The organism is Streptomyces minutiscleroticus (assembly GCF_014650875.1).
GTDB classification, from domain to species: Bacteria; Actinomycetota; Actinomycetes; order Streptomycetales; family Streptomycetaceae; genus Streptomyces; species Streptomyces minutiscleroticus.
In genome coordinates, this window is record NZ_BMVU01000005.1 from 250320 (window position 1) to 272285 (window position 21966).

Genomic DNA, 21966 nt, shown 5'->3' on the forward strand with positions numbered 1-21966 from the left:
GGCTCCCCCGTGGCCCGCCCCTGGCCCGCCGGCGGACGGCGGGGCGGCCCCGCGGCGGTACGGCCCGCGGAACCGCGCCCGACTCACACGTTCGGGGGCGCCCCTTCGATCGGGCGGCCGAGCACTCCGGGGCGACGCTGCCACGGCCGCGGCCCCGTGGGCGGGCGGTAGGCCACCCCCAGGGCGTCGAGCCGCTCGTAGTGCTCGCCCATCCGGCGCTCGAAGTCCGCGAAGTCCCGCTCCCCGGGGGCCGGAAGGGCGCTCCAGGCGACCTCGGCGAGGGCCGCGAGCCGCGGGAAGGTCTGGTAGTCCACGCGCGCGCGGTCCTCCATCACCTCGGTCCACACGTTGGCCTGCGTGCCCAGCACGTGCCGCGCCTGGGCGGGCGTCAGCTCCGGGGGCACGGGCTCGAAGCGGTACACGTCCTCCAGGGTGCGCACGTAGCCGATCGGCACCGGCTCGTCCGGGCCGCCGTCCTGGCGGTGGTCCAGGTACACCTGCTGCTCGGGGCACATGACGACGTCGTGGCCCGCGCGCGCGGCCGCGACGCCGCCCCCGTAGCCGCGCCAGGACGACACGGCGGCCCCCTCGGCGAGTCCGCCCTCCAGGATCTCGTCCCAGCCGATCAGCCGGCGGCCGCGCGCGGCGAGCCAGCCGTCGAAGTGCCGGACGAACCACGACTGCAGCCCGTCCTCGCCGTCGAGCCCCAGCTCCCGGATGCGGGCCTGCGCGGCCGGCGAGCGCCGCCACTGGTCCTTGGGGCACTCGTCGCCGCCGATGTGGAAGAAGTGCGAGAACGGGGCGGCGTCGGCGGGGAACAGGCCGAGCAGCTCCTCGAAGACCTCCTCGTAGAAGCGCAGGACGGTGTCGGTGGGGGCCAGGACGTTGGGCGAGACGCCCCAGGTGTCCCAGACGGAGAGGGCGGCGGTGTCGACGACGTCGGTGTTGCCCAGCTCCGGGTAGGCCGCGATCGCGGCCTGCGAGTGGCCCGGTACGTCGATCTCCGGCACGACGCTGATGTGCCGCTCGGCGGCGTACGCGACGATCTCGCGGAGGTCGTCCTGGGTGTAGAAGCCGCCGTGCGGTTTGTCCTCCCACAGCGGCGACGCGCGGTGGCCGGATTTGGTGCGTGCCCGCCAGGCCCCGACCTCCGTCAGCCGGGGGCGGCCCTTGACCTCCACCCGCCAGCCCTGGTCGTCGGTGAGGTGGAAGTGGAAGACGTTCAGCTTGTGCGCGGCCATCAGGTCGAGCTGCCGCAGGACGCCGTCCTTGGGCGTGAAGTGCCGGGCCACGTCGAGCATCTGCCCGCGCCAGCGGAAGCGGGGCGCGTCCTCGACGGCGACGGCCGGCACGGTCCACCGGCCGCCGCGGGCGAGGGGCGCGCGGCGGAACGCGGCGGGGCCCAGCAGCTGGCGCAGCGTCTGGGCACCCCAGAAGACCCCGGCCGGGCCGCCGCCGAGGATGCTCACGCCGTCCCGACCTGCGGTCAGCCGGTAGCCCTCGGGGCCGAGCCCGGCGGCCTCGCCCGCCGCCTCCCCCGCGGCGTCCCCGGACGCCGTGCGCAGCCGGATCACACCGCCGTCCCGGCCGTGGCCGCCGCCCGGCGCCGGGTCGAGCGGGAACCCCGTGGCCGCGCCGAGCGCGCCGCGCAGCCAGCGCGCCGTCGCCCCGGTGCCCGGACCGGCGTCGACCACCGTCGCCGCGTCCAGGACGAAGTCGCCCCCGCCGGGTACCTCCCGCACGCTGCGGGGGGCGGGAATCAGCCGCGCCGCGGCCGTGTCGGTCTCCATACGCTCCGTACTCCTGTCCGCCGTACCGGTGTGCCTTCTCCGCCGTACCGGTCATGTCCCCGGTGGTCCCGTGCCCCGCCCGCCCTCAGTCCTTCACGGCTCCGCCGAGCCCCGACACCAGCCGTCTCTGCACCAGCACGAAGAAGACCAGCACGGGGACGGTCATCACCGTCGACGCGGCCATCACGCCGCCCCAGTCCGTGTCGTCCGGCTTGTAGAACACCAGCAGCGCCATCGGCAGCGTGGACTGCGAGGTGTCGCTGATGATGAAGGACTTGGCGAACAGGAAGTCGTTCCAGGCCGAGATGAAGGAGAAGACGCTCGTGGCGACGAGCCCCGGGAACACCAGCGGGAAAAGGATCTGCCACAGGAATCGCGCGCGGCTCGCGCCGTCGATGTACGCGGCCTCTTCCAGCGCCTCGGGAACGGCTTTCACGAAACCGCGCAGCATCCAGATCGCGAAGGGCAGCGAGAAGGCGATGTGCGGCAGGATCAGCGACCCCAGCGTGTTCAGCTGGCCGAAGTCCCGCATCAGGAAGAAGAGCGGAATCGCCAGTGCCTCCACGGGCACCATCTGCGCGGCCAGGAACATGATCAGCAAAGTGGTGCGGAAGCGGAAACGGAATCGCGTCACGGCGGTCGCGGCGAGGAATGCGATCAGCGCCGAGACGACGACCACGCTCACCGCGACGACCACGCTGTTGACGAAGTACCGGCCGAATTCCTCCTGCTGGAAGACGCGGCGGAAGGAGTCGAGCGACGGTGAGAGCGTCCACGGGCGCGGCTCGCTCGATTCGATCTCGCCCGCCGGCTTGAAGGCGCTCAGCACCATCCAGTACAGCGGGAAGGCCACGACGACCGCGACGATCAGGGCGGACGCCTCGGCCGCGAGGCGCCACGGCCGGCGCACGAACCGGCGCGCGGGCCGTGCCGCGCGGACCGGAACCGGCGGAACCGACGGTCCCGGGGAAGTCGGCGCACTCGGCGTACTCACAGTTCCTCCCCCTGTCTGCGCAGCAGCCGCAGATACACCAGCGTGACCGCCAGCAGGATCAGCAGCATCACCACGCCGATCGCCGAACCGAGGCTGTACTCCGAGGAGGCGAAGGCCTTCTGGTACGCGTACACGTTCAGCACGAGATTCTGCTGGGCGATGCCGCCGCCGTTGGTCATCACGTAGATCTGCGTGAAGATCTTGAAGTCCCAGATGACGGACTGGAGGGTGACGACCACCAGAATGGGCCGCAGCATCGGCGCCAGCACCGAACGCCAGACGCGCCACTGCGAGGCGCCGTCCAGGGCCGCCGCCTCCAGCACTTCCGAGGGCACGGCGCGAATACCGGCGTACACCGTCACCATGACGAACGGGAAGGAACACCAGACGACTTCGAGGAGTACGAGGGCGAAGGCGCTGAAACGGCCGTACGTCCACGAATGATCGCCCAGTCCCAGCACCCGGTTGACCGGACCGAAATCGGGGTCGAAGAGGAACAGCCAGACCGTGGAGCCGGTGATCGCCGGGGTCGCCCAGGCGCCGAGCGCGGCCAGCACGAGCGCCAGCCGGGGCACCGCCCGCACCCGGGTGAGCAGCACGGCCAGGGCGCAGCCGACGGCGAGGGTGGACACGACACAGGCGGCCGCGAACAGCACGGTCGCCAGCAGCACCCGCCAGAACTCGCCGTCCCCGAAGAGCGCGGCGTAGTTGCCGAGGCCCTGGAACGTGGTCGGCTCGCCGCCGCTGACCTGCGCCTGGGTGTACTCCAGGAACGAGATCAGACCGAGCTGGTAGATGGGGTAGACGAGCAGTCCGGCGAGGACGACGAGGGCGGGGGCGAGGTAGAGCCACGGCGTCCAGCCGCCGCTCCCCCGGCGGGCCCGCCCGGCCGAGGCGCCGGTGCCGCCGGGGCGGGACGGGCGCCCCGGGGACCCTCCCCGGGACCTCTTCGCGGGTCCGGCCCCCGGCCCGGCGGACGCGCCGGTACGGGCGCCCGGCACCGGTACCGGCACGGCCGGGGCGTCCGCCGCGGCGTCCGCTCCCCGGGCGGGGCCGGACGCCGCGGGCTCGGTCGCGCGCCTCATCCCGCGGAGCCGAAGGCGTCGTCCATCTTCCTCGCCGCGTCCCGCGCGGCGGCGCCGACGTCCTTCCGGCCGCTGACGATCTCCTGGAACATCGTCGGCAGCACCTGGGAGGAGTCGATCCGCGCCCACGCCGGGGAGGCGGGCACGAACTCGGTGCCCGCGTCCAGCGTCTCGACGAAGGGCTCCACGAACGGCTCCTTCTGCGCGACCTTCCCGCGCACGTCCGTGAACGTCGGCAGGAAGCCCATCGCGTCGAAGAGGTCCTCCTGCGCCTCCTTCGAGGCCAGCCGCTTCATCAGGTCGACCGCGAGGGTGCGGTGCGACGTGCTCCTGAGGACGCCGAGGTTGTTGCCGCCCGCGAACGCCGGGGCGATCTCGCCGGACTCCACGCCGGGCAGCGGCACGACCGCGTACTCGCCCTTGACCTTCCCCGCCTCGACCGCCTGGTGGCTGAAGTCGCCGCCGATGGCCATGGCGGCCTTGCCGGAGGCGAAGGCGGTGACGGTGTCGTTGCCGCCCATGCCCGCGCACTTGGCGGCCGGGCAGTTGTCGTCGCCGAAGAGCGAGGTGTACGCCTCGATGCCCTTCCTCGCGTCCGCGCCGTCGACGGCGGAGACGTACGAACCGCCCTTCTCCTCGGCGAGTTCGCCGCCGTGGGCCCAGATGAAGGGCATCGCCCCGTAGGTGTACGCGCCGCCGACCGCGAGGCCGTACAGGTCCGGCCTCGCCCGCCGGATCTCCTTCGCGGTGGAGATCAGCTCCTTCTGCGTCCTCGGGACGTCGAGGTCCAGCTCCTCGAAGACGTCGGTGCGGTAGTAGAGCGCCCGTACGCCGACGAAGTAGGGGGCCCCGTACACCTTCCCGCCGACCGTCACGGACCTCTTCGCCGTGGGGTCGGTGTCCTTCGCCTCGCTCCAGCCGGCGAAGTCCTCGGTGACGTCCGCCAGTCCGCCGTCCTCGACGTACCCGGCGGTGTCGGTGTTGCCGTACTCGACGAGGTCCGGAGCGCTCTCCGGGTCGTTGAAGGCGGCCTTGATCCGCTGGGCGCGGGTCTCGACGGGGATGTACTCGACGTCCACCTCGGTGCCGTCGTGGGCCTTCTCGAAGGCGGCGACGACGCTGTCGACGACCTTCTCCTTCGGCTTGTTGTTGACCTCCTGGAAGAGCCACACGCGCAGCGTGCCGCTCTTCTCGTCCCCGGCAGAGCCGTTGTCACTCGTCTGCGGCGCGCAGGCGGTGGCGGTCAGTCCGGCGGCGAGCAGCGCCGCCACGGAAACGGACATACGGGCAGAGAGCTTCATCAGCGTCCTCCGAGCGGGCACGCGTTGCACCATGTGCAATAAGGGTTTCGCTCTGCACAACACGTCGGAGGCTAGAAGTACATGAACATGCCCACAAGAGGTCTCAACCACTCTGTGACCACCGGAAGCACTCCCTGCAACGGGAGGCCCGTGGAAAACCGTGGAAACCGCAGAAGGGCATGACAAAACCGCGGCACCCCGGTGACGGGGTGCCGCGGTCACACCCGGCGCGGGGACCGCGGGCGCGGGCGGCTACTTGCCGTCGCCGCCCTTGTCCTTGTCCCCGCCGGAGCCCATGGACTCGTAGATCTCCTTGCACATGGGGCACACGGGGTACTTCTTCGGGTCGCGGCCCGGCACCCACACCTTGCCGCACAGCGCGACGACGGGCGTCCCGTCGAGTGCGCTCGCCATGATCTTGTCCTTCTGGACATAATGGGCGAAGCGCTCGTGGTCGCCGTCGCCGTGCGAGGTCTGCGGCGTCGGCTCGACGAGGGTCCCCGTACCAGTCCCGCGCTCGGGCTCAAGAGTGCTCATAACAGCCAAGGGTACTGAATCGCCGGCCGCGGGCGCCCGGGCGCGGGCGAGGCGTTCCGGTACGGAGAATCCACCCGCGCGGCTTCACGGGACCGGGCCCGTCCGTACGCCCGGCACGCACCGGCCGGGGCGGCCCCGCCACCGCCTCGCGGCCGGCACCCGCCGGTCCGGGACGGGGGCGTCCGTCAGTTCAGGGACGGGTCGTCCGGGTACGTCGCCACCATCGCCAGCTCGTTGCGCTGGCGGCGCAGCACCTCGCGCCACAGCCGCTCCGGCGCCGGCGAGGAGACGTCGCCCGGCTCGGACTCCACGACGTACCAGGCCCCCTCGACCAGTTCGTCCTCCAGCTGGCCCGGGCCCCAGCCCGCGTACCCCGCGAAGATGCGCAGCGAGCCCAGGACCGAGGCGAGCAGCTCCGGCGGGGCCTCCAGGTCGACCAGGCCGATCGCGCCGTGCACGCGCCGCCAGCCGAGCGGGGCCGATTCCCCCGCGTCGCCGCCGCCCGGGACGACGGCGACGCCGAGGGCCGAGTCGAGGGAGACCGGACCGCCCTGGAACACGACGCCGGGCTCGCCGGTGAGGTCCGCCCAGCCTTCGAGGATGTCGCCCACCCCGACCGGGGTCGGGCGGTTGAGGACGACGCCGAGCGAGCCCTCCTCGTCGTGGTCGAGGAGGAGCACGACCGCGCGGTCGAAGTTCGGGTCCGCCAGGGCGGGCGTGGCCACGAGCAGCCGCCCTGTGAGCGAGGACACCTCGGTCATGCCAGACATGATCCCGCAAGTACCCCCGGTGTGGGGAGCCAATGCCGCGACGCGGGCGGTCGCAGCTCAGGGCGCGTGGGGGCGGCCCCGGCGCACAGGCGCCCCGGTGACCCACCGTGCCCGCGCCGGAACGGTTCGTATTGTGGCGAATCCATGACGTGCCCCGGACCCGCCTTCACTTACTCCAGGGGGGTGTACGGCCATTACGCTTGCCTCTCCGGACCCAGCCCAACTCATCGGAACGCGAGATACATGACCGTCAACGACGATGTCCTGCTTGTCCACGGCGGAACCCCGCTGGAGGGCGAGATCCGTGTCCGCGGTGCGAAGAACCTCGTACCGAAGGCCATGGTCGCCGCCCTGCTCGGCAGCGCTCCGAGCCGGCTGCGCAACGTCCCCGACATCCGTGACGTGCGCGTCGTACGCGGACTGCTGCAGCTGCACGGCGTGACGGTCCGCCCCGGTGACGAACCGGGCGAGCTGGTGCTCGACCCGACGCACGTCGAGAGCGCGAACGTCGCCGACATCGACGCGCACGCGGGTTCCTCGCGCATCCCGATCCTGTTCTGCGGCCCGCTGCTGCACCGCCTCGGGCACGCGTTCATCCCCGGCCTCGGCGGCTGCGACATCGGCGGCCGGCCGATCGACTTCCACTTCGACGTGCTGCGGCAGTTCGGCGCGACGATCGACAAGCGGGCGGACGGCCAGTACCTGGAGGCCCCGCAGCGGCTGCGCGGCACCAAGATCAAGCTGCCCTACCCGTCCGTGGGCGCGACCGAGCAGGTGCTGCTGACCGCCGTCCTGGCGGAGGGCGTCACCGAGCTGTCCAACGCGGCCGTGGAGCCCGAGATCGAGGACCTCATCTGCGTGCTGCAGAAGATGGGCGCGATCATCGCCATGGACACCGACCGGACCATCCGGATCACCGGCGTCGACTCGCTGGGCGGCTACACGCACGCGGCCATACCGGACCGGCTGGAGGCCGCCTCCTGGGCGTCCGCCGCGCTGGCGACCGAGGGCGACATCTACGTGCGCGGCGCCCAGCAGCGCTCGATGATGACGTTCCTCAACACCTACCGGAAGGTGGGCGGCGCCTTCGAGATCGACGACGAGGGCATCCGCTTCTGGCACCCGGGCGGCCAGTTGAAGTCCATCGCGCTGGAGACGGACGTGCACCCCGGCTTCCAGACCGACTGGCAGCAGCCGCTGGTCGTGGCGCTGACGCAGGCCACGGGCCTGTCGATCATCCACGAGACGGTGTACGAGTCCCGGCTCGGCTTCACCTCCGCGCTCAACCAGATGGGCGCGCACATCCAGCTCTACCGCGAGTGCCTGGGCGGCTCCGACTGCCGCTTCGGCCAGCGCAACTTCCTGCACTCGGCGGTCGTTTCGGGCCCCACCAAGCTGCAGGGCGCCGACCTGGTCATCCCCGACCTGCGCGGCGGCTTCTCGTACCTCATCGCGGCGCTGGCCGCGCAGGGCACCTCGCGGGTGCACGGCATCGACCTGATCAACCGCGGCTACGAGAACTTCATGGAGAAGCTCGTGGAGCTGGGCGCCAAGGTCGAGCTGCCGGGCAAGGCCCTCGGCTGACGCCCTCCGCCGCCCGGTGAGGCCCTCGGCCGACGCCTGACGGCCTCCTCCGCCCGACGGGCCCGGTCGCCTCGTGCGCCGGGCCCGTCGGCGTTCCCACGGCCCGCGCAGGGGGTGTCAGGGTGCCTGTTCCGGCCAGGACCCGCACATGCGTTCCCCGCCCGCGCGCGGGGCCTTCCGGGGCCGTGCGGGAACGCCGGAGGGGCGGCCACCCGGTGCCGGGTGGCCGCCCCTCGGCGTCCGCTCGTGCCGTGCGCCGTCCCGTGGCGCACGGGCGCGGCTCACTTGCCCTTGGCGGCTTCCTTGAGCTTGGAGCCCGCGGAGACCTTCACGCTGTAGCCGGCCGGGATCTGGATGGGGTCGCCGGTCTGCGGGTTGCGCGCGGTGCGGGCGGCACGGTGGGTGCGCTCGAAGGTGAGGAAGCCGGGGATGGTGACCTTCTCGTCGCCCTTGGCGACGATCTCGCCGACGGTCTCGGCGAACGCGGCCAGAACGGCGTCGGCGTCCTTGCGGGTCACCTCGGCGCGGTCGGCCAGCGCGGCCACCAGCTCACTGCGGTTCATGTTGTTACTCCCGTGTCTTTCTTGCCATTGGGGCGTGAGATCGAAGCCGATGCTGCCAGGGCCGTCGATGCCTGCCCGGGCCCGGGTCCGTTCTCACGACCCCCGCGTCCCGGAGGTTGCCCCGGGACGAAGCCCTTGGGGATGCATCCTGCCCCCACCTGCGGCGGTAAAGCCAATCCGGCACCCATGAGAGTCACACGAAAAGCGCCACCGACCGGAAACGGTGACGCTCCGTCCGCCTCCGGCAGCGGTCCGCAGGTGCGCGCGACCCGCGCCCGGCCGCCACCCTAGAGGGTGGCGGGAAGCGCGGATTCCGCGACGCGCCGGACCGGCGGCGGGCGTGGTGCCCGTCACAGCCGTGCAGTTCAGGGCCTCAGGACGAGGCCGCGCCCGCCACCGTCGCCCCGGCGGCCTTCGCCGCGTCGCGCACGGCGCCGGCGACGGCGCCCGCGACCTTGTCGTTGAAGACGCTGGGGATGATGTAGTTCGGGTTCAGCTCGTCCTCGCTCACCACGTCGGCCAGGGCGGCCGCGGCGGCGAGCATCATCTCGGTGTTGACGGTGCGCGACTGGGCGTCCAGCAGGCCGCGGAAGACGCCCGGGAAGACCAGCACGTTGTTGATCTGGTTGGGGAAGTCCGAGCGGCCGGTGGCCACCACCGCGGCCGTCTGGCGGGCGACGGCCGGGTCGACCTCGGGGTCGGGGTTGGCCAGCGCGAACACGATCGCGTCCTCGGCCATCGCGGCCACGTCGTCGCCGTCGAGGACGTTGGGGGCGGAGACGCCGATGAACACGTCCGCGCCGCGCACGGCCTCCTTCAGGGTGCCGGTCAGACCCTCGGGGTTGGTGTTGTCCGCGATCCAGCGCAGCGGCGAGTCGCCGTCGGCGTCCACCAGGTCCTCGCGCCCGGCGTGCACCACGCCGTGGATGTCGGCCACCACGGCGTTCTTCACCCCCGCCGCCAGCAGCAGCTTCAGGATCGCGGTGCCGGCCGCGCCCGCGCCGGACATCACCACGCGGATGTCGCCCATGTCCTTGCCCGCCACGCGCAGCGCGTTGGTCAGCGCCGCGAGCACGACGATGGCGGTGCCGTGCTGGTCGTCGTGGAAGACGGGGATGTCCAGGGCCTCGCGCAGCCGGGCCTCGATCTCGAAGCAGCGAGGCGCGGAGATGTCCTCCAGGTTGATGCCCGCGAAGCCCGGCGCGATGGCCTTGACGATCTCCACGATGGCGTCGGTGTCCTGGGTGTCCAGGCAGATCGGCCAGGCGTCGATGCCGGCGAACCGCTTGAACAGGGCCGCCTTGCCCTCCATCACCGGCAGCGCGGCCTTGGGGCCGATGTTGCCGAGGCCCAGCACGGCCGAGCCGTCGGTGACGACCGCCACGGAGTTGCGCTTGATGGTCAGGCGGCGGGCGTCCTCGGGGTTCTCCGCGATCGCCATGCACACCCGGGCCACACCCGGCGTGTAGACCATGGACAGGTCGTCACGGTTGCGGATGGGGTGCTTGGACGCCATTTCGATCTTGCCGCCGAGGTGCATCAGGAACGTACGGTCGGAGACCTTGCCCAGCGTGACGCCCTCGATGCCGCGCAGCTTCTCCACGATCTCGTCCGCGTGCGAGGTCGAGGTGGCGGCGATGGTGACGTCGATGCGGAGCTTCTCGTGGCCGGAGGCCGTGACGTCGAGGCCGGTGACCGAGCCTCCGGAGGACTCCACGGCCGTGGTGAGCTGGGAGACCGCCGTTCCGCTCGCGGGTACCTCCAGCCGGACCGTCATCGAGTAGGAGACGCTGGGCGCCGTTGCCATGGCCGACTTCCTCTGCTTTCACCGTGTGTCGCTGTCACGCCCGGAGCGCGTGTGCGCCACAGGCGTCGTCCGATCGTCGCACCTACCGCGGAGTACGTGTTAGCCGCCCCGGGTTGCGAACGTTTTGTTCGCCGGTATCCGTGGTATTACGGACGCCCGGGCGACACTATCGGAAAGAAGTTTCCGCGATACGAGAAAGAAGGGCAATGGCCGGACAGACGAAAGAGGTCCACGTCACGGTGACGTGGACCTCTTCGAACGTTCAGTGACACCGACCCGCCATGCTCGCCTCGCGGCAAGTGGTCGCTCGTAGCGACGAAGGTTGGGCCCGGGGGCTTGGATCGGGCCGGTGCCACATCCAAGGTAACAAACGATCCCCGTAAGGCAATTCCCGTCCCGGAAGTTCGCCCCGCGGTCACCCGCTCCGCCCCCGGCCGGAACCGCGCGGGCCGCCCCCGGAAGAGGCGGGGTCGCCTCTTCCGGGGGCGGCCCGGTCAGTCCCGCAGCAGGTCGGGCACCCCGTCCGCGTCGGGCTCGTCGCGGTCCGCCGAGACGACCGTCAGCTGCCTGGTGGCCCGGGTCAGCGCCACGTACAGCACGCGCAGGCCGGCCGGCGACTCGTCGGCGATCTCCGCGGGCGAGACCACGACCGTGGCGTCGTACTCCAGGCCCTTGGCCTCCAGGCTGCCGAGCGCCACCACGCGGTCGCCCAGGCCCGCCAGCCAGCGGGCCGCCTCCTCGCGGCGGTTCATGGCGACCACGACGCCCACCGTGCCGTCCACCTGGTCCAGAAGGTGCGCCGCCTCCTCGCGGACCGTGCGGCCCAGCGACTCGCCGACGACGGCGAACCGCGGCCGCACGCCCGTGGAGCGGACGGCCGACGGCGCCTCGGAGCCCGGCATCGCCAGCGCCAGCACCCGGGCGGCCAGCTCGGCGATCTCGGAGGGGTTGCGGTAGTTCACGGTGAGCGTGAAGCGGCGGCGCGGGCGGGTGCCGAGGGCCTCGTCGCGGGCCTCGGCCGCCTCGTCCGGGTCGGACCAGGACGACTGGGCGGGGTCGCCGACGACCGTCCACGTCGCGTGCCGGCCGCGGCGGCCGATCATGCGCCACTGCATGGGCGTCAGGTCCTGCGCCTCGTCGACGATGACGTGCGCGTACTCGGTGCGCTCCTGCGCCAGCCGCTCGGCCCGCTCGCGCTGCGACTCCTCGCGCACGGGCATCAGCTCCTCCAGACCCGTGAGCTGGTCCAGCGGGTCGAGCTCGCGCCTGCGGCGGGGGCGGGCCGGGGTGCCCAGGACCGCCTGCAGCTCGTCGAGCAGCGCCACGTCGTGCACGGACAGCCCGTCGCGCCTCAGCGACTTGGCCACGCGGCGCACCTCGCCGGGGTTGAGGACCCGGCGCGCCCAGCGGCCCAGCCGCTTCTCGTCGGCCATGGCGGCGAGCACCCCGCGCGGGGTCAGCTCGGGCCACCAGGCGTCGAGGAAGGCGGTGAAGGAGTCCTCGCCGGTGACGTCCTCGTCGAAGGAGGAGCGCAGCTCGGCGGCCAGCTCCGGGTCCGTGTGCCGGGTTCCCGCGCCGGACCGCTCCCACAGGGCGTCCAGGAGCAGCTTGCGGGCGCGCGGGCGCAGCAGGTTCACCGGCGCGGTGCCGCCGAGCGCGGTGCGCCGGACGCGGTCCAGCTCCTCGGCCTCCAGCTCAAGACGCCGCCCGAAGGCCACGATGCGCAGCCGGGTGGGCGTACCGGCGGCCGCGGCGGGGGCGTCGTCGTCCTCGCCGAGGGCGAGCTGCCCCTGCGCGGGGGCGGCCGGGGCGGGGGCGGCCGGGGTCTCCAGCGCCCCGCGCGCCGCCTTCCGCAGCACCTTCAGCATCCGGTACGAGCCCTTGATCCGGGCCACGGCCGGGGAGTCGTACAGGGTGGCCTCGGCGCCGTCGACGAGCGAGCCGACCGCGCGGATCGCGACCTGGCCCTCCTCGCCGAGGGAGGGCAGGACGCCCTCGGTGTACGCCACGAGCAGCGGCGTCGGCGAGACGACCAGGATGCCGCCCGCGTACCGGCGGCGGTCCTGGTAGAGCAGGTACGCCGCCCGGTGCAGGGCGACGGCCGTCTTGCCGGTGCCGGGGCCGCCCTCGACGTAGGTCACGGAGGCGGCGGGAGCCCGGATCACCAGGTCCTGCTCGGCCTGGATGGAGGCGACGATGTCGCGCATGGAGTGGCTGCGGGCCCGGCCGAGCGCGGCCATCAGGGCGCCGTCGCCGACCACCGCCAGCTCCTGCCCGTCCAGGCTCGCCCGCAGCTCGGGGCGCATCAGGTCGTCCTCGACGCCGAGCACCCTGCGGCCCTTGGAGCGGATGACGCGGCGGCGCACCACCCGGCCCGGGTCGACGGGCGTGGAGCGGTAGAAGGGCGCGGCGGCGGGCGCCCGCCAGTCGATGACCAGCGGCGCGTAGTCCGCGTCGAGGACGCCGATGCGGCCGATGTGCAGCGTCTCGGCGATGTCGGCGGTGTTGTCGTCGCGGACGGCGCCCTCGGCCGGCTCGACCGCGGTGTACGCGCCGTCCGGGCCCTTCTTGCCGTCCTTGCCGAGCAGCAGGTCGATGCGGCCGAAGAGGAAGTCCTCGAACTCGTTGTTCAACCGGTTGAGGTGGATCCCGGCCCGGAAGACCTGGGCGTCGCGCTCGGCGAGCGCGCCGGGCGTGCCGACCTGGCCGCGCTTGGCCGCGTCGTTCATGAGGAACTCGGCCTCGTGGATCTTCTCCTCGAGGCGCCGGTACACCCGGTCCAGGTGTTCCTGTTCGACGCCGATCTCCCGGTCGCGTACGGAGTCCCCGACCGAGTCGATCGCGGCTTGCTGAGCGGCCACCTGGCCCCCTTCTGACGTGCATGGCAGCCGTCAACCGTACGCGAAGGGGGCCCGGCGGTGCTACGCGTGCGCCGCCGGGCGGCTCACGCGTCCACCTCCACGAGCACGTCGCCGTCGAACGTCACGACCTCGAAGCGGTCGATGTCGTCGCGGTCGAAGGCCGCGCCGCCCTGCACGTACAGCGGGTCCCTGGCCTTCTCGTGGGTGCTGCCCGGGATGCCGTAGCCCCACTTCGGCACGGACCAGGAGCTGACGGTCTCGCGCTCGCCGTTCTTGCCGACGGCGACCAGGGAGCACTTCTCGGGTCCCGTGACGTTCCTCAGCTCCAGCAGGGCGTCGGTGCCCCAGGCTTTCCCGGTCATGCCGACCGTGGCGCTGACCTTGGTGGTCGGGTCGGTGGCCGACACCTTCTCGCCCATGTCCGCCAGGAGGCTCGCGGAGGAGGCCGCCGGGCCCGGCCGCGCGACGTCCTCGGTCTCGCCGCCGGAGGCCGCCACGACCGTCAGCGGCCCGCCGATGATCAGCGCCGCCGCGGCCGCGACCAGGTACATGCCCCGCCGCCGCTTCCTCGCGCGCCGCTCGGCGACCTCGTCGACCAGCCGTTCCGCCAGGCGCGGGCTCGGCTTGGCGGACAGCGACTCCGCGACGGCCGGGCTGCCCTGGGACCCCTGGGAGGTCTGCATGTCGGCGAGCGCCGCCAGCATCGGTTCCATGCCGGCCAGCTCGTCCAGTTGCCGCGCGCACCACTCGCACGTGGCGAGGTGCGCCTCGAAAGCGGTGGCCTCGGCGTCGTCCAGGATGCCGAGGGCGTAGGCGCCGACGGTCTCGTGCATGTCGTTCGGGCCCTGCGATCCCTGCATGGATCCAGGACTACCCGCTCCGAATCCCCCGTAAATGCTCATGCCGTCACCCCCCGCTCCTCCAGTGCGAGCTTCATCGAACGCAGGGCGTAGAACACCCTGGAGCGCACCGTGCCGCTGGGTATGCCCAGCGTCGCGGCGGCCTCGTTGACCGTACGCCCCTTGAAGTACGTCTCGACCAGTACCTCCCGGTGGGCCGGGGTCAGGTCGTCCAGTGCGTCCGACAGTGTCATCAGCCACAGCGCCTTGTCGATCTCGTCCTCCGCGGGGATGACCTCCAGCGGCGACGGGTCGACCTCCTGCGGCCGGGCCTGCCGGCTGCGGTGACCGTCGATGACGATGCGCCGGGCGACCGTCACCAGCCAGGGGCGTACCGAGCCGGTCGCGCGGTTGAGCTGACCGGCGTTCTTCCAGGCCCTGATGAGCGTCTCCTGCACGACGTCCTCGGCGCGCTGGCGGTCTCCGGCGACCAGCCGCAGGACGTAGGCGAGCAACGGACCGGCGTGTTCGCGGTAGAGCGCGCGCATCAGTTCCTCGTCCGGTTCGGTCGACGAAGCCGGCGAGGAGGGTGTCATGCGATGTCGGGCCCTGCGCCTTCGTTCGTCAGCCACGGCGGAATCCTTGCGCACGCCTACCTCCGGTGTCCGGGGGTTCCCCCAGTCGGTCGCTCACCGTCGGATACGCACGCGGCGGGCCCGCTGTTCAAAGCGGCCTCAAAACTTCCGGGGCGGGTGATGTTTTGCGATGCAAGTGATGCTGATGGGTCGTCATGTCCCCTGCGGTGGCCGCGCCGTGGTCCGGTTCACGCGCGGGCGAGGGCGGCGCGGCGGCGGTGGCGGGCGACCCGCTCCCGGTTGCCGCACACCTCGCTGGAGCACCAGCGGCGGCGCCGGCCGCGCGAGGTGTCGAGGTACACGATGGGGCAGTCGTCGCCCTCGCACTGGCGCAGCCGGGCCCGGGCGGCGGGGTCGGTGAGCAGGTCCACGGCGTCCCGGGCGACCGCGGCGAGCAGCTCGGCCCGGCCGGGCGGGGCGTACAGGACGCGGACGAGGGTGCCGTCGGCGGCGCGGACGGCGCGGGGCGCGGGCGGCGCGGGGCGGGCGAGGTCGTTGACCCGGGTCAGCGCGCCGTCGGCGGGGACGGGCCCGCCGCGCACCAGCTCCCCCACGCAGGAGCGCAACTCGCGGAACGGCGGCAGCCAGCCCGCGTCCACCGCGGCCAGCGACGTGCCCGCCGGCACGAGCCCGGCCCCCGCGATCCACGCCCGCAGCCGGTCCGCCGAGTCGAGCCGCTCCCCGGGGTGCGTGGTCGCCACCAGGTCCAGGCAGATCCGCCCGGAGTCGAACCGCAGCTCGTACGCGGGCGTGGCCGCACCGGATGCCATGTGCCTGTCACCGCCTCGGGGGGTACCGGCAGGACGGACCACGCGGGGACCCGGGCCGCAGGAGGTCCGGGCCGCCGGGGGGGACGGCGGAGGTCCGTCCTCCTACAGTGCCTTTCCCGGGGCGCGACCGGAAGTCCTCGTACCGCCGACGGCGGTGGGCCGTCGGCACGAGGGACAGCGCCGTACCGGAGCGAGCGGAGCCGGCCGGTGGCGGCCGTGTCCGGTCAGGCGTCGCCGTACTTGGAGTCGGCCGCCGGGTCGAGGGCGAGCCGGTAGCCGCGCTTGACGACCGTCTGGATCAGCCTGGACTCGCCGAGCGCCGTGCGCAGCCGGGCCATCGCCGTCTCCACCGCGTGCTCGTCGCGGCCCGCGCCGGGCAGCGCCCGCAGCAGGTCGGCCCGGGAGACCACCCACCCCGGGCGGCGGGCCAGCGCGCGCAGCAGCGCCATCCCGGCGGGCGGTACGGGCCGCAGCGCGCCGTCGACCAGCACCGCGTGCCCGCGGATCTCCACCCGGTGGCCGGCGACGGGCAGCGTACGGGCGCGGGAGGGCAGCTCCTGGCACAGCAGCTGGACCAGCGGGCCCAGCCGGAAGCGCTCGGGCTGCACGGTGTCGACGCCGCGGGCCTGCAGCGGCAGCGCGGTGACCGGCCCGACGCAGGCGGGCAGCACGTCGTGGTGGAGGGCGGCGAGCAGCTCGGGCAGCAGTCCGCGGTCCTCGGCCCGGCCGATCAGGGACGCGGCGGCGGGGGCGCTGGTGAAGGTCAGCGCGTCCAGGCCGCGGGAGACGGTGGCGTCGAGCAGCCGGTCCACGGGCCCGAGGTCCTCCGGCGGCATCCACCGGTACACGGGCACGCCGACGACCTCGGCGCCCGCGGCCCGCAGCGACTCCACGAAGCCGGGCAGCGGCTCGCCGTGCAGCTGGACGGCGACGCGCCGCCCGTCGACGCCCTCGCCGAGCAGCCGGTCGAGCACCTCGGCCATGGACTCCGACGACGGGGACCACTCCTCGGTGAGCCCCGCGGCCCGGATGGCGCCCTTGACCTTGGGGCCGCGGGCGAGCAGCTCGACGCCGCGCAGCCGGTCGAGCAGGGCCTCGCCCAGCCCCCACCCCTCGGCGGCCTCGACCCAGCCGCGGAAGCCGATGGCGGTGGTGGCGACCACGACGTCCGGGGCCCGGTCGATCAGCTCCTTGGTGGCGTCCAGCAGTTCGCCGTCGTCGGCGAGGGGCACGATGCGCAGGGCGGGCGCGTGCACGACCGCGGCCCCGCGCCGGCGCAGCAGGGCCCCGAGCTCGTCGGCGCGCCGGGCCGCCGTCACTCCGACGGTGAAGCCCGCGAGGGGCCCGTGGTCCGTTCGCTGCAGTTCGTCGTACATGAGGGTCGTCCCGCGGCTAGAGAGGAGTGCGTCGGCAGTCGGACGAGCCTGTCAACGGCGCGTGACAGGCCCGGTTCGACTCTATGTCGCCCGTGTTACGTCACACCTCCGCGTAGCTGAGCTGCGACTTCGTACCCGGAGCGGGTGCGGCGGCCTTCCCGCCGATCGGGCGGCGAAGGTATACGGCCCAGGTCACCGCGAAACAGGCGGCGTAGAAGGCGAGGAAGGCCACGAAGGCGCCGGTGCCGGAACCGTAGGAGAGGAAGGACTGCCGGAAGGCGAGGTTGATGCCGACGCCGCCGAGCGCGCCGACGGCCCCGATGAGCCCCATGGAGGCCCCGGACAGCCGCCGCCCGTACGCAGCGGCCTCCTCTCCGCGCAACCCCTTCGCCTGCGCCTTCGCCTGGAAGATCCCGGGGATCATCTTGTAGGTGGAGCCGTTGCCGAGCCCGCTGAGGACGAACAGCACGACGAAGACGGCGACGAAGACGGGCAGCGAGTCCTGCATGCCGGCGACGATGAGCAGGGCGGTGGCGGCGGCCATGCCGACGTAGTTGTAGAGGGTGATGCGGGCGCCGCCGTACCGGTCGGCGAGCCACCCGCCCACGGGCCGGATCAGGGACCCGAGCAGCGGCCCGATGAAGGTCAGGTACGCGGCCTGCAGCGGGGTCCGCCCGAACTGGTTCTGCAGCACCATCCCGAAGGCGAAGCTGTAGCCGATGAACGACCCGAACGTCCCGACGTAGAGGAAGGACATGATCCAGGTGTGCCCCTCGCGGGCGGCGTCCCGGGCGGCGCCGGTGTCGTTCTTCACGGACGCGAGGTTGTCCATGAAGAGCGCGGCGAGGACGGCGGCGAGGAGGATGAACGGGATGTAGATCCCGAGCAGCACGCGCGGCCCGCCGCTCGCCCCGATGATCGCGAGCGCGATCAGCTGGATGACCGGGACGCCGATGTTGCCGCCGCCGGCGTTGAGCCCGAGGGCCCACCCCTTCCTGCGCAGCGGGAAGAAGGCGTTGATGTTGGTCATGGAGGAGGCGAAGTTGCCGCCGCCGATGCCCGCGAGGACGCCGACGATCAGGAAGGTCGAGAAGGAGGTGCCCGGCTCCATCACCGTGAAGGCGGCGACGGTCGGGACGAGCAGCAGACCGGCGGAGACGATCGTCCAGTTCCGCCCGCCGAAGAGCGCGACGGCGAAGGTGTAGGGCACCCGCACGACGGCGCCGACGAGGGTCACCATCGAGGTGAGCAGGAACTTGTCGGCGGGGGTGAGCCCGTACTCCGGCCCCATGAAGAGGACGAGCACGGACCACAGCGTCCAGACCGAGAACCCGATGTGCTCGGAGAGGACGGAGAAGAGGAGGTTCCGGTTGGCGATCCTCTCGCCCTTCTCCTTCCAGAAGGCCTCGTCCTCCGGGTCCCACTGCTCGATCCAGCGGCCCCCCTTGCGCGATGCGGTGCTGCTGCTCGGGGCTGTCATCTCACGCCTCCACGTGCTCCACGTATCACCGGGTGGTGATCCTGAAGGTAGGGAGGGCGCGTTTCCGCGCTGTGGCTGCGGGTGACCGCGGTGGAACGTTGCTCTCACGGCGGGCGGGGGCGGGGTGAGAGGTCGGGACGGCTCGGCGTCCGCTCAGCCCGACTCCGGTTAGCCTAAATGGAGTCGGGCTAGACGTTTCCCTGTCACCGGCTGACACTCTCCGTGACATTTCTGCCGTACCGGCCGCCCGCCGGTGCGGTCAGCCGCAGTGAGGCGAGCCCTCTCGTATGGCGGTAGGCGTTGGTGACCAGCTCGGACACCAGCAGCTTCACCACATCGGCGACTTCACGAGCACCGTGGCGACTCCACGAGCAGCGAGCTGGACAAGGCCACCGTCCTGGTGATCCCCTTCGGGCAGACGGGCTTTCCCTCCTCGGGGCAGCCCGTCGCCTACGCGCACGGGCCGATTCCTCCGCTCGGCACCGTGGCCCTGGACACCGACCACGGCTGTGAGTTCCTCGACGCCGAAGCACGACCGGATCGCTACCGCCGTGTACCGGACCGGATGGAATCCCGAGCCCCGCCCGACGCGCAGTCCCGGGACCTCGTCCGCCGCATGCCCGAGACCTCTGAGGAGCCGCAGTGCCCGAACTCGCCTGGCAGAAGTCGGCCTACAGCGCCAAAGCCGCACTGCCTTGAGGCAGCCGCCACCCCGACGCCGTCCGCATACGCGACCCGAAGAACGCCGACGGCTCCCGACTCGCCGTCGCTCCCCCGTCTGGGCGAACTTTCTCGCGTACGCCGTCGTTCCGCCGGCCCCGGCGCGCGGCTGAGCCGGGCTCCGCGCGGACGGTGGAAGGGGGCTCGCCGTTGCGGTGCCTACGGTCCCCCTCGCCGCCGCCCGGTGAGGATCAGCGCAGGACGAGCAGGACGGCCAGCGCGACGAGCAGCGAATCGATCCGGTCCAGCAGACCACCGGAGCCGGGCAGCCAGCGGCCGGCGTCCTTGGCCTGCGCACCTCTTTTGACCATGGATTCGAGGAGGTCCCCGACCGGACCGCCCACTGCCACCGCCACCGCCGTCGGCCAGCTCAGTGCGGACAGCAGGGCGAGCACGCCGAGGCCGGCCGCGGCCCCGGCCAGGGTTCCGCTCCACCTCTTGGCCGGTGACAGGGGCGAAAGCCGGGGTCCGCCGATCCTCCGGCCGACGAAGTACGCCACGATGTCGGCGATCGAGACCGCGACGAACAGCGCAAGCGCGCTCGCGCCGAGCGGCACGAGCGCGGCCAGCACCCCGAGCCAGGACAACCCGAGCAGCCCGGCGCCGAGCCGGTGCAGACCGTAATCGGTGTCGCCGGCCAGGAGCGGCACCGCGGCCACCGCGAGCGCTCCGGCTGCGGCCGCCCGGAGCACCTGTCCGGGCGCCAGCCAGGCGGCCAGCACCACGCCTGTCACCGCCGCGGCCAGCACCACCCGGTCCGTCCGTCCCAGCCGCATCAGCCCGCCGAACTCCAGCGAGGCGATCACTCCAGCCGCGCCGGCGACGGCCGCGGCTCCCGGTCGGCCCAGCCAGAACGCACCGGTGACCAGTGGTACCCCGACCGCCCAGGCGCACCACCGGACCATCAACTCGCGGCGCCGGGATGCCGCCACCGCGACGCCGCCCAGCGCCAGTGCCCCGCCGAGGTAGGGCATCAGCGACGTCGCAGTGATCACCGGACGGGTCCGGCAGCCGCAACGGACCGGGGCGTCGCGACAAGCGGGGCCGGTCCTGGCCTCAGCTCGTCCAGGGCGGCCCGGAAGGCGGCCACGACGCGTGCGTTCCCTGCGGTGTCCTTGACCGCGATGCGTACGGTGCGCCCCTCGTACTGCGGCGACAACGGTGACAGGTCGCGCAGGTACACGTCGTGGCGGCGGCACGCGTCCACCAGTTGGGCGGCACTCGGTCCGCCGGACGGCAGGGTCACGGTCAGGAAATTCGCCACGGCCTCCTCGACCGCCACGTACTCGTCCGCCCCGGCCAGGCCGGCGGCCAGCTGCCGGCGCAGCGCGTGGGTGCGGAGCCAGCGGTCACCGTAGTACGCCGGATCGCGCAGGGCTGCCACCGCGGCCAGCTGCGCCGGAAGGCTGACCGGCCAGGGCGGCGTCCATCGGCGCAGCTGCGCCGCGGTGGTCGGCTCGGCCACCAGATACGCGGCCCGCATGCCGGAGAGCGCGTACATCTTGGACAGTGAGGTGCACACCACCACACGCGGGTCCGTCACGGCGAGGCCGGCGAGCGATTCGTCCGGGTCGACGTAGCCCAGGTACGCCTCGTCGATCCACCAGCGGGTGCAGGCCGGCGCGGCGGCGATCAGCGCGCGCAGCCGCACGGCCGGCAGATGGCGTCCGGTCGGGTTGTTCGGGTTGACCACCACCACGAGGTCGTAGCGGCCGGAGCCGACGGCGGCGGCCAGCCGGTCCGGATCGATCCGCCAGCCATCCTCACGGCTCAACCGGAATCGGTCCGTCCTGCATCCGATCACCCTCTCCGTGACATGGGCGTACTCGCCGTAGCCGGGATCCATCAGCAGCACCCTGCTCCGCGGGGTCAACCACCGGCCGAACGCTCTGAAGATCAGGTCGGACGAGCCGGCGCCGACCGCGAGTGTCTCCGCCGGCAGCGTCCGGGCCGCGGCGATCTCCGCCAGCAGGCCCTCGGCACCGGCCGGCGGTGAGGTCCGCGCGGCCCAGCCCGGATCCTCCGTGAGCACGGCCCGTACCCCCGGGGCCGGCGGGAACCAGGCGTCCAGCACGTCGGCCGCGACCACCTCGTGACGCCGGTGCAGATTGCGGAAGTCCGTGCCGACGGCGGTGAATGAGGCACCTCCGTGCTCGCAGCCGTCCGATCTGGGCGCGAACGGCACGTCCAGCCGCCAGTCCACCGTGGAACGCAGCCGTTCCAGCGGGGTGGCGTAACGGTCCGTCGCAAGCTTCGTCAGTTCGGCCACGTCGCCGGTCAGCACCTCGAACGTCACCGCGCCGCTACGGACGGTACGGCCGACCGGACGCAGGCCGGCGGCCAGGTACATGCTGAGCAACTCGGTGCGCCCCATCGCCACCACCCGGCGACCGCCCCGGGCGGCAATCCAGCGCAGCGCCGCGTACATCAGCAGTGGTGCCGCCGCGGAGCCCCGCCAGCGCGGCTCGACGGTGAGGATACGCACCTCGAACATATCGTCCTCGGCCAGCAGCGGCAGCTCCTCACGGGTCAGGTACTTGTCCAGCCCGTACTGCCCGAGCCAGGGCGGCGTCAGGCTGACGAAACCGACCCGGGCCCTGCCCCGCGCCGCGACCAGATAGACGTTGTCGCCGTCCAGTCCGTCGCGGAGCCGCCCGGCCGGATCCGGCGCATGCTGGCCCAGCTCCTGTGCGTACACCCGGTGGCGCAGTTCGTGGATCCACTCGAGGTCCCCCGGAGTGGCGGTGCGTAACTGCAGCGGGTCGTGACCCATGAATACCTCTCTTGGCGTGGAAGCGCTTCATCGCGGGAGAGACGGACCGGCCGCACCGGGAACGAACGATCCGGCCGACCG

General features: G+C 72.7%; 19 protein-coding genes. 2 read left to right on the plus strand and 17 right to left on the minus strand.

Annotated elements, in window-relative coordinates; translation table 11 throughout:
- Positions 1-83: 83 nt before the first annotated feature.
- From IE271_RS09795 to IE271_RS09820, 6 genes are all read right to left on the minus strand, one after another.
- Positions 84-1790 carry a beta-N-acetylhexosaminidase gene (locus tag IE271_RS09795; RefSeq protein WP_190189813.1) on the minus strand — a complete coding sequence of 569 codons (1707 nt, stop codon included), beginning with the start codon at positions 1788-1790 and terminating at the stop codon, positions 84-86.
- An 85-nt stretch (positions 1791-1875) separates the two neighbouring features.
- The gene (locus IE271_RS09800; protein ID WP_190189871.1) at positions 1876-2700 is read right to left on the minus strand and encodes a carbohydrate ABC transporter permease; all 825 of its coding nucleotides are present in this window, start codon (positions 2698-2700) and stop codon (positions 1876-1878) included.
- An 80-nt stretch (positions 2701-2780) separates the two neighbouring features.
- Positions 2781-3869, minus strand: a complete 1089-nt coding sequence (locus IE271_RS09805) for a carbohydrate ABC transporter permease (RefSeq protein ID WP_229919219.1) — start codon at positions 3867-3869, stop codon at positions 2781-2783.
- Positions 3866-5170, minus strand: a complete 1305-nt coding sequence (locus tag IE271_RS09810; RefSeq protein ID WP_190189814.1) for an extracellular solute-binding protein — start codon at positions 5168-5170, stop codon at positions 3866-3868. The genes IE271_RS09805 and IE271_RS09810 overlap by 4 nt, the downstream gene beginning before the upstream one ends.
- A 252-nt stretch (positions 5171-5422) precedes the next feature.
- Complete coding sequence (locus IE271_RS09815) at positions 5423-5707, minus strand: DUF3039 domain-containing protein (protein WP_190189815.1); 285 nt, start codon at positions 5705-5707, stop codon at positions 5423-5425.
- A 185-nt stretch (positions 5708-5892) separates the two neighbouring features.
- On the minus strand, positions 5893-6468 hold the full coding sequence (locus tag IE271_RS09820; protein WP_190189816.1) for a YqgE/AlgH family protein: 576 nt from the start codon (positions 6466-6468) through the stop codon (positions 5893-5895).
- 252 nt (positions 6469-6720) lie between these two features.
- On the opposite strand from IE271_RS09820, the gene murA reads away from it, so the two are divergent.
- Positions 6721-8061 (plus strand): UDP-N-acetylglucosamine 1-carboxyvinyltransferase, encoded by a 1341-nt coding sequence (gene murA, locus IE271_RS09825; protein WP_190189817.1) that lies wholly within the window; start codon positions 6721-6723, stop codon positions 8059-8061.
- 281 nt (positions 8062-8342) lie between these two features.
- On the opposite strand, the gene IE271_RS09830 is transcribed toward murA, so the two are convergent.
- The 9 genes from IE271_RS09830 to IE271_RS43570 form a co-directional block, all read right to left on the minus strand.
- Entirely contained in the window at positions 8343-8624 is a 282-nt protein-coding gene (locus IE271_RS09830; protein ID WP_007382399.1) for an HU family DNA-binding protein, read from the minus strand.
- Between the two features lie 373 nt (positions 8625-8997).
- Entirely contained in the window at positions 8998-10431 is a 1434-nt protein-coding gene (locus IE271_RS09835; protein ID WP_190189818.1) for an NAD-dependent malic enzyme, read from the minus strand.
- A 494-nt stretch (positions 10432-10925) separates the two neighbouring features.
- Positions 10926-13292 (minus strand): HelD family protein, encoded by a 2367-nt coding sequence (locus IE271_RS09840; protein WP_190189819.1) that lies wholly within the window; start codon positions 13290-13292, stop codon positions 10926-10928.
- Positions 13293-13375: 83 nt separating this feature from the next.
- Positions 13376-14152 (minus strand): anti-sigma factor family protein, encoded by a 777-nt coding sequence (locus IE271_RS09845; protein WP_190189820.1) that lies wholly within the window; start codon positions 14150-14152, stop codon positions 13376-13378.
- Positions 14153-14190: 38 nt separating this feature from the next.
- Positions 14191-14727 carry a sigma-70 family RNA polymerase sigma factor gene (locus IE271_RS09850; RefSeq protein WP_190189873.1) on the minus strand — a complete coding sequence of 179 codons (537 nt, stop codon included), beginning with the start codon at positions 14725-14727 and terminating at the stop codon, positions 14191-14193.
- Between the two features lie 227 nt (positions 14728-14954).
- The gene (locus IE271_RS09855) at positions 14955-15536 is read right to left on the minus strand and encodes a CGNR zinc finger domain-containing protein (protein WP_190189821.1); all 582 of its coding nucleotides are present in this window, start codon (positions 15534-15536) and stop codon (positions 14955-14957) included.
- A gap of 224 nt (positions 15537-15760) precedes the next feature.
- Positions 15761-16912, minus strand: a complete 1152-nt coding sequence (locus IE271_RS09860) for a uroporphyrinogen-III synthase (RefSeq protein ID WP_190189822.1) — start codon at positions 16910-16912, stop codon at positions 15761-15763.
- A gap of 100 nt (positions 16913-17012) precedes the next feature.
- The gene (locus IE271_RS09865; protein ID WP_190189823.1) at positions 17013-18392 is read right to left on the minus strand and encodes a nitrate/nitrite transporter; all 1380 of its coding nucleotides are present in this window, start codon (positions 18390-18392) and stop codon (positions 17013-17015) included.
- Between the two features lie 203 nt (positions 18393-18595).
- Positions 18596-18727 carry an ATP-binding protein gene (locus IE271_RS43570; RefSeq protein ID WP_308435166.1) on the minus strand — a complete coding sequence of 44 codons (132 nt, stop codon included), beginning with the start codon at positions 18725-18727 and terminating at the stop codon, positions 18596-18598.
- Between the two features lie 65 nt (positions 18728-18792).
- Between IE271_RS43570 and IE271_RS41780 the strand changes: the two genes are divergently transcribed.
- The gene (locus IE271_RS41780; protein WP_229919220.1) at positions 18793-19419 is read left to right on the plus strand and encodes a hypothetical protein; all 627 of its coding nucleotides are present in this window, start codon (positions 18793-18795) and stop codon (positions 19417-19419) included.
- On the opposite strand, the gene IE271_RS09875 is transcribed toward IE271_RS41780, so the two are convergent.
- A complete protein-coding gene (locus tag IE271_RS09875; RefSeq protein WP_190189874.1) occupies positions 19304-20086 on the minus strand; it encodes a phosphatidate cytidylyltransferase in 783 nt (260 codons plus the stop codon). The two genes, IE271_RS41780 and IE271_RS09875, sit on opposite strands and share 116 nt — an antisense overlap.
- A gap of 17 nt (positions 20087-20103) precedes the next feature.
- Positions 20104-21885, minus strand: coding sequence for a histidinol-phosphate aminotransferase family protein (locus tag IE271_RS09880; RefSeq protein ID WP_190189824.1), 1782 nt, complete (start codon positions 21883-21885; stop codon positions 20104-20106).
- Positions 21886-21966: the final 81 nt, after the last annotated feature.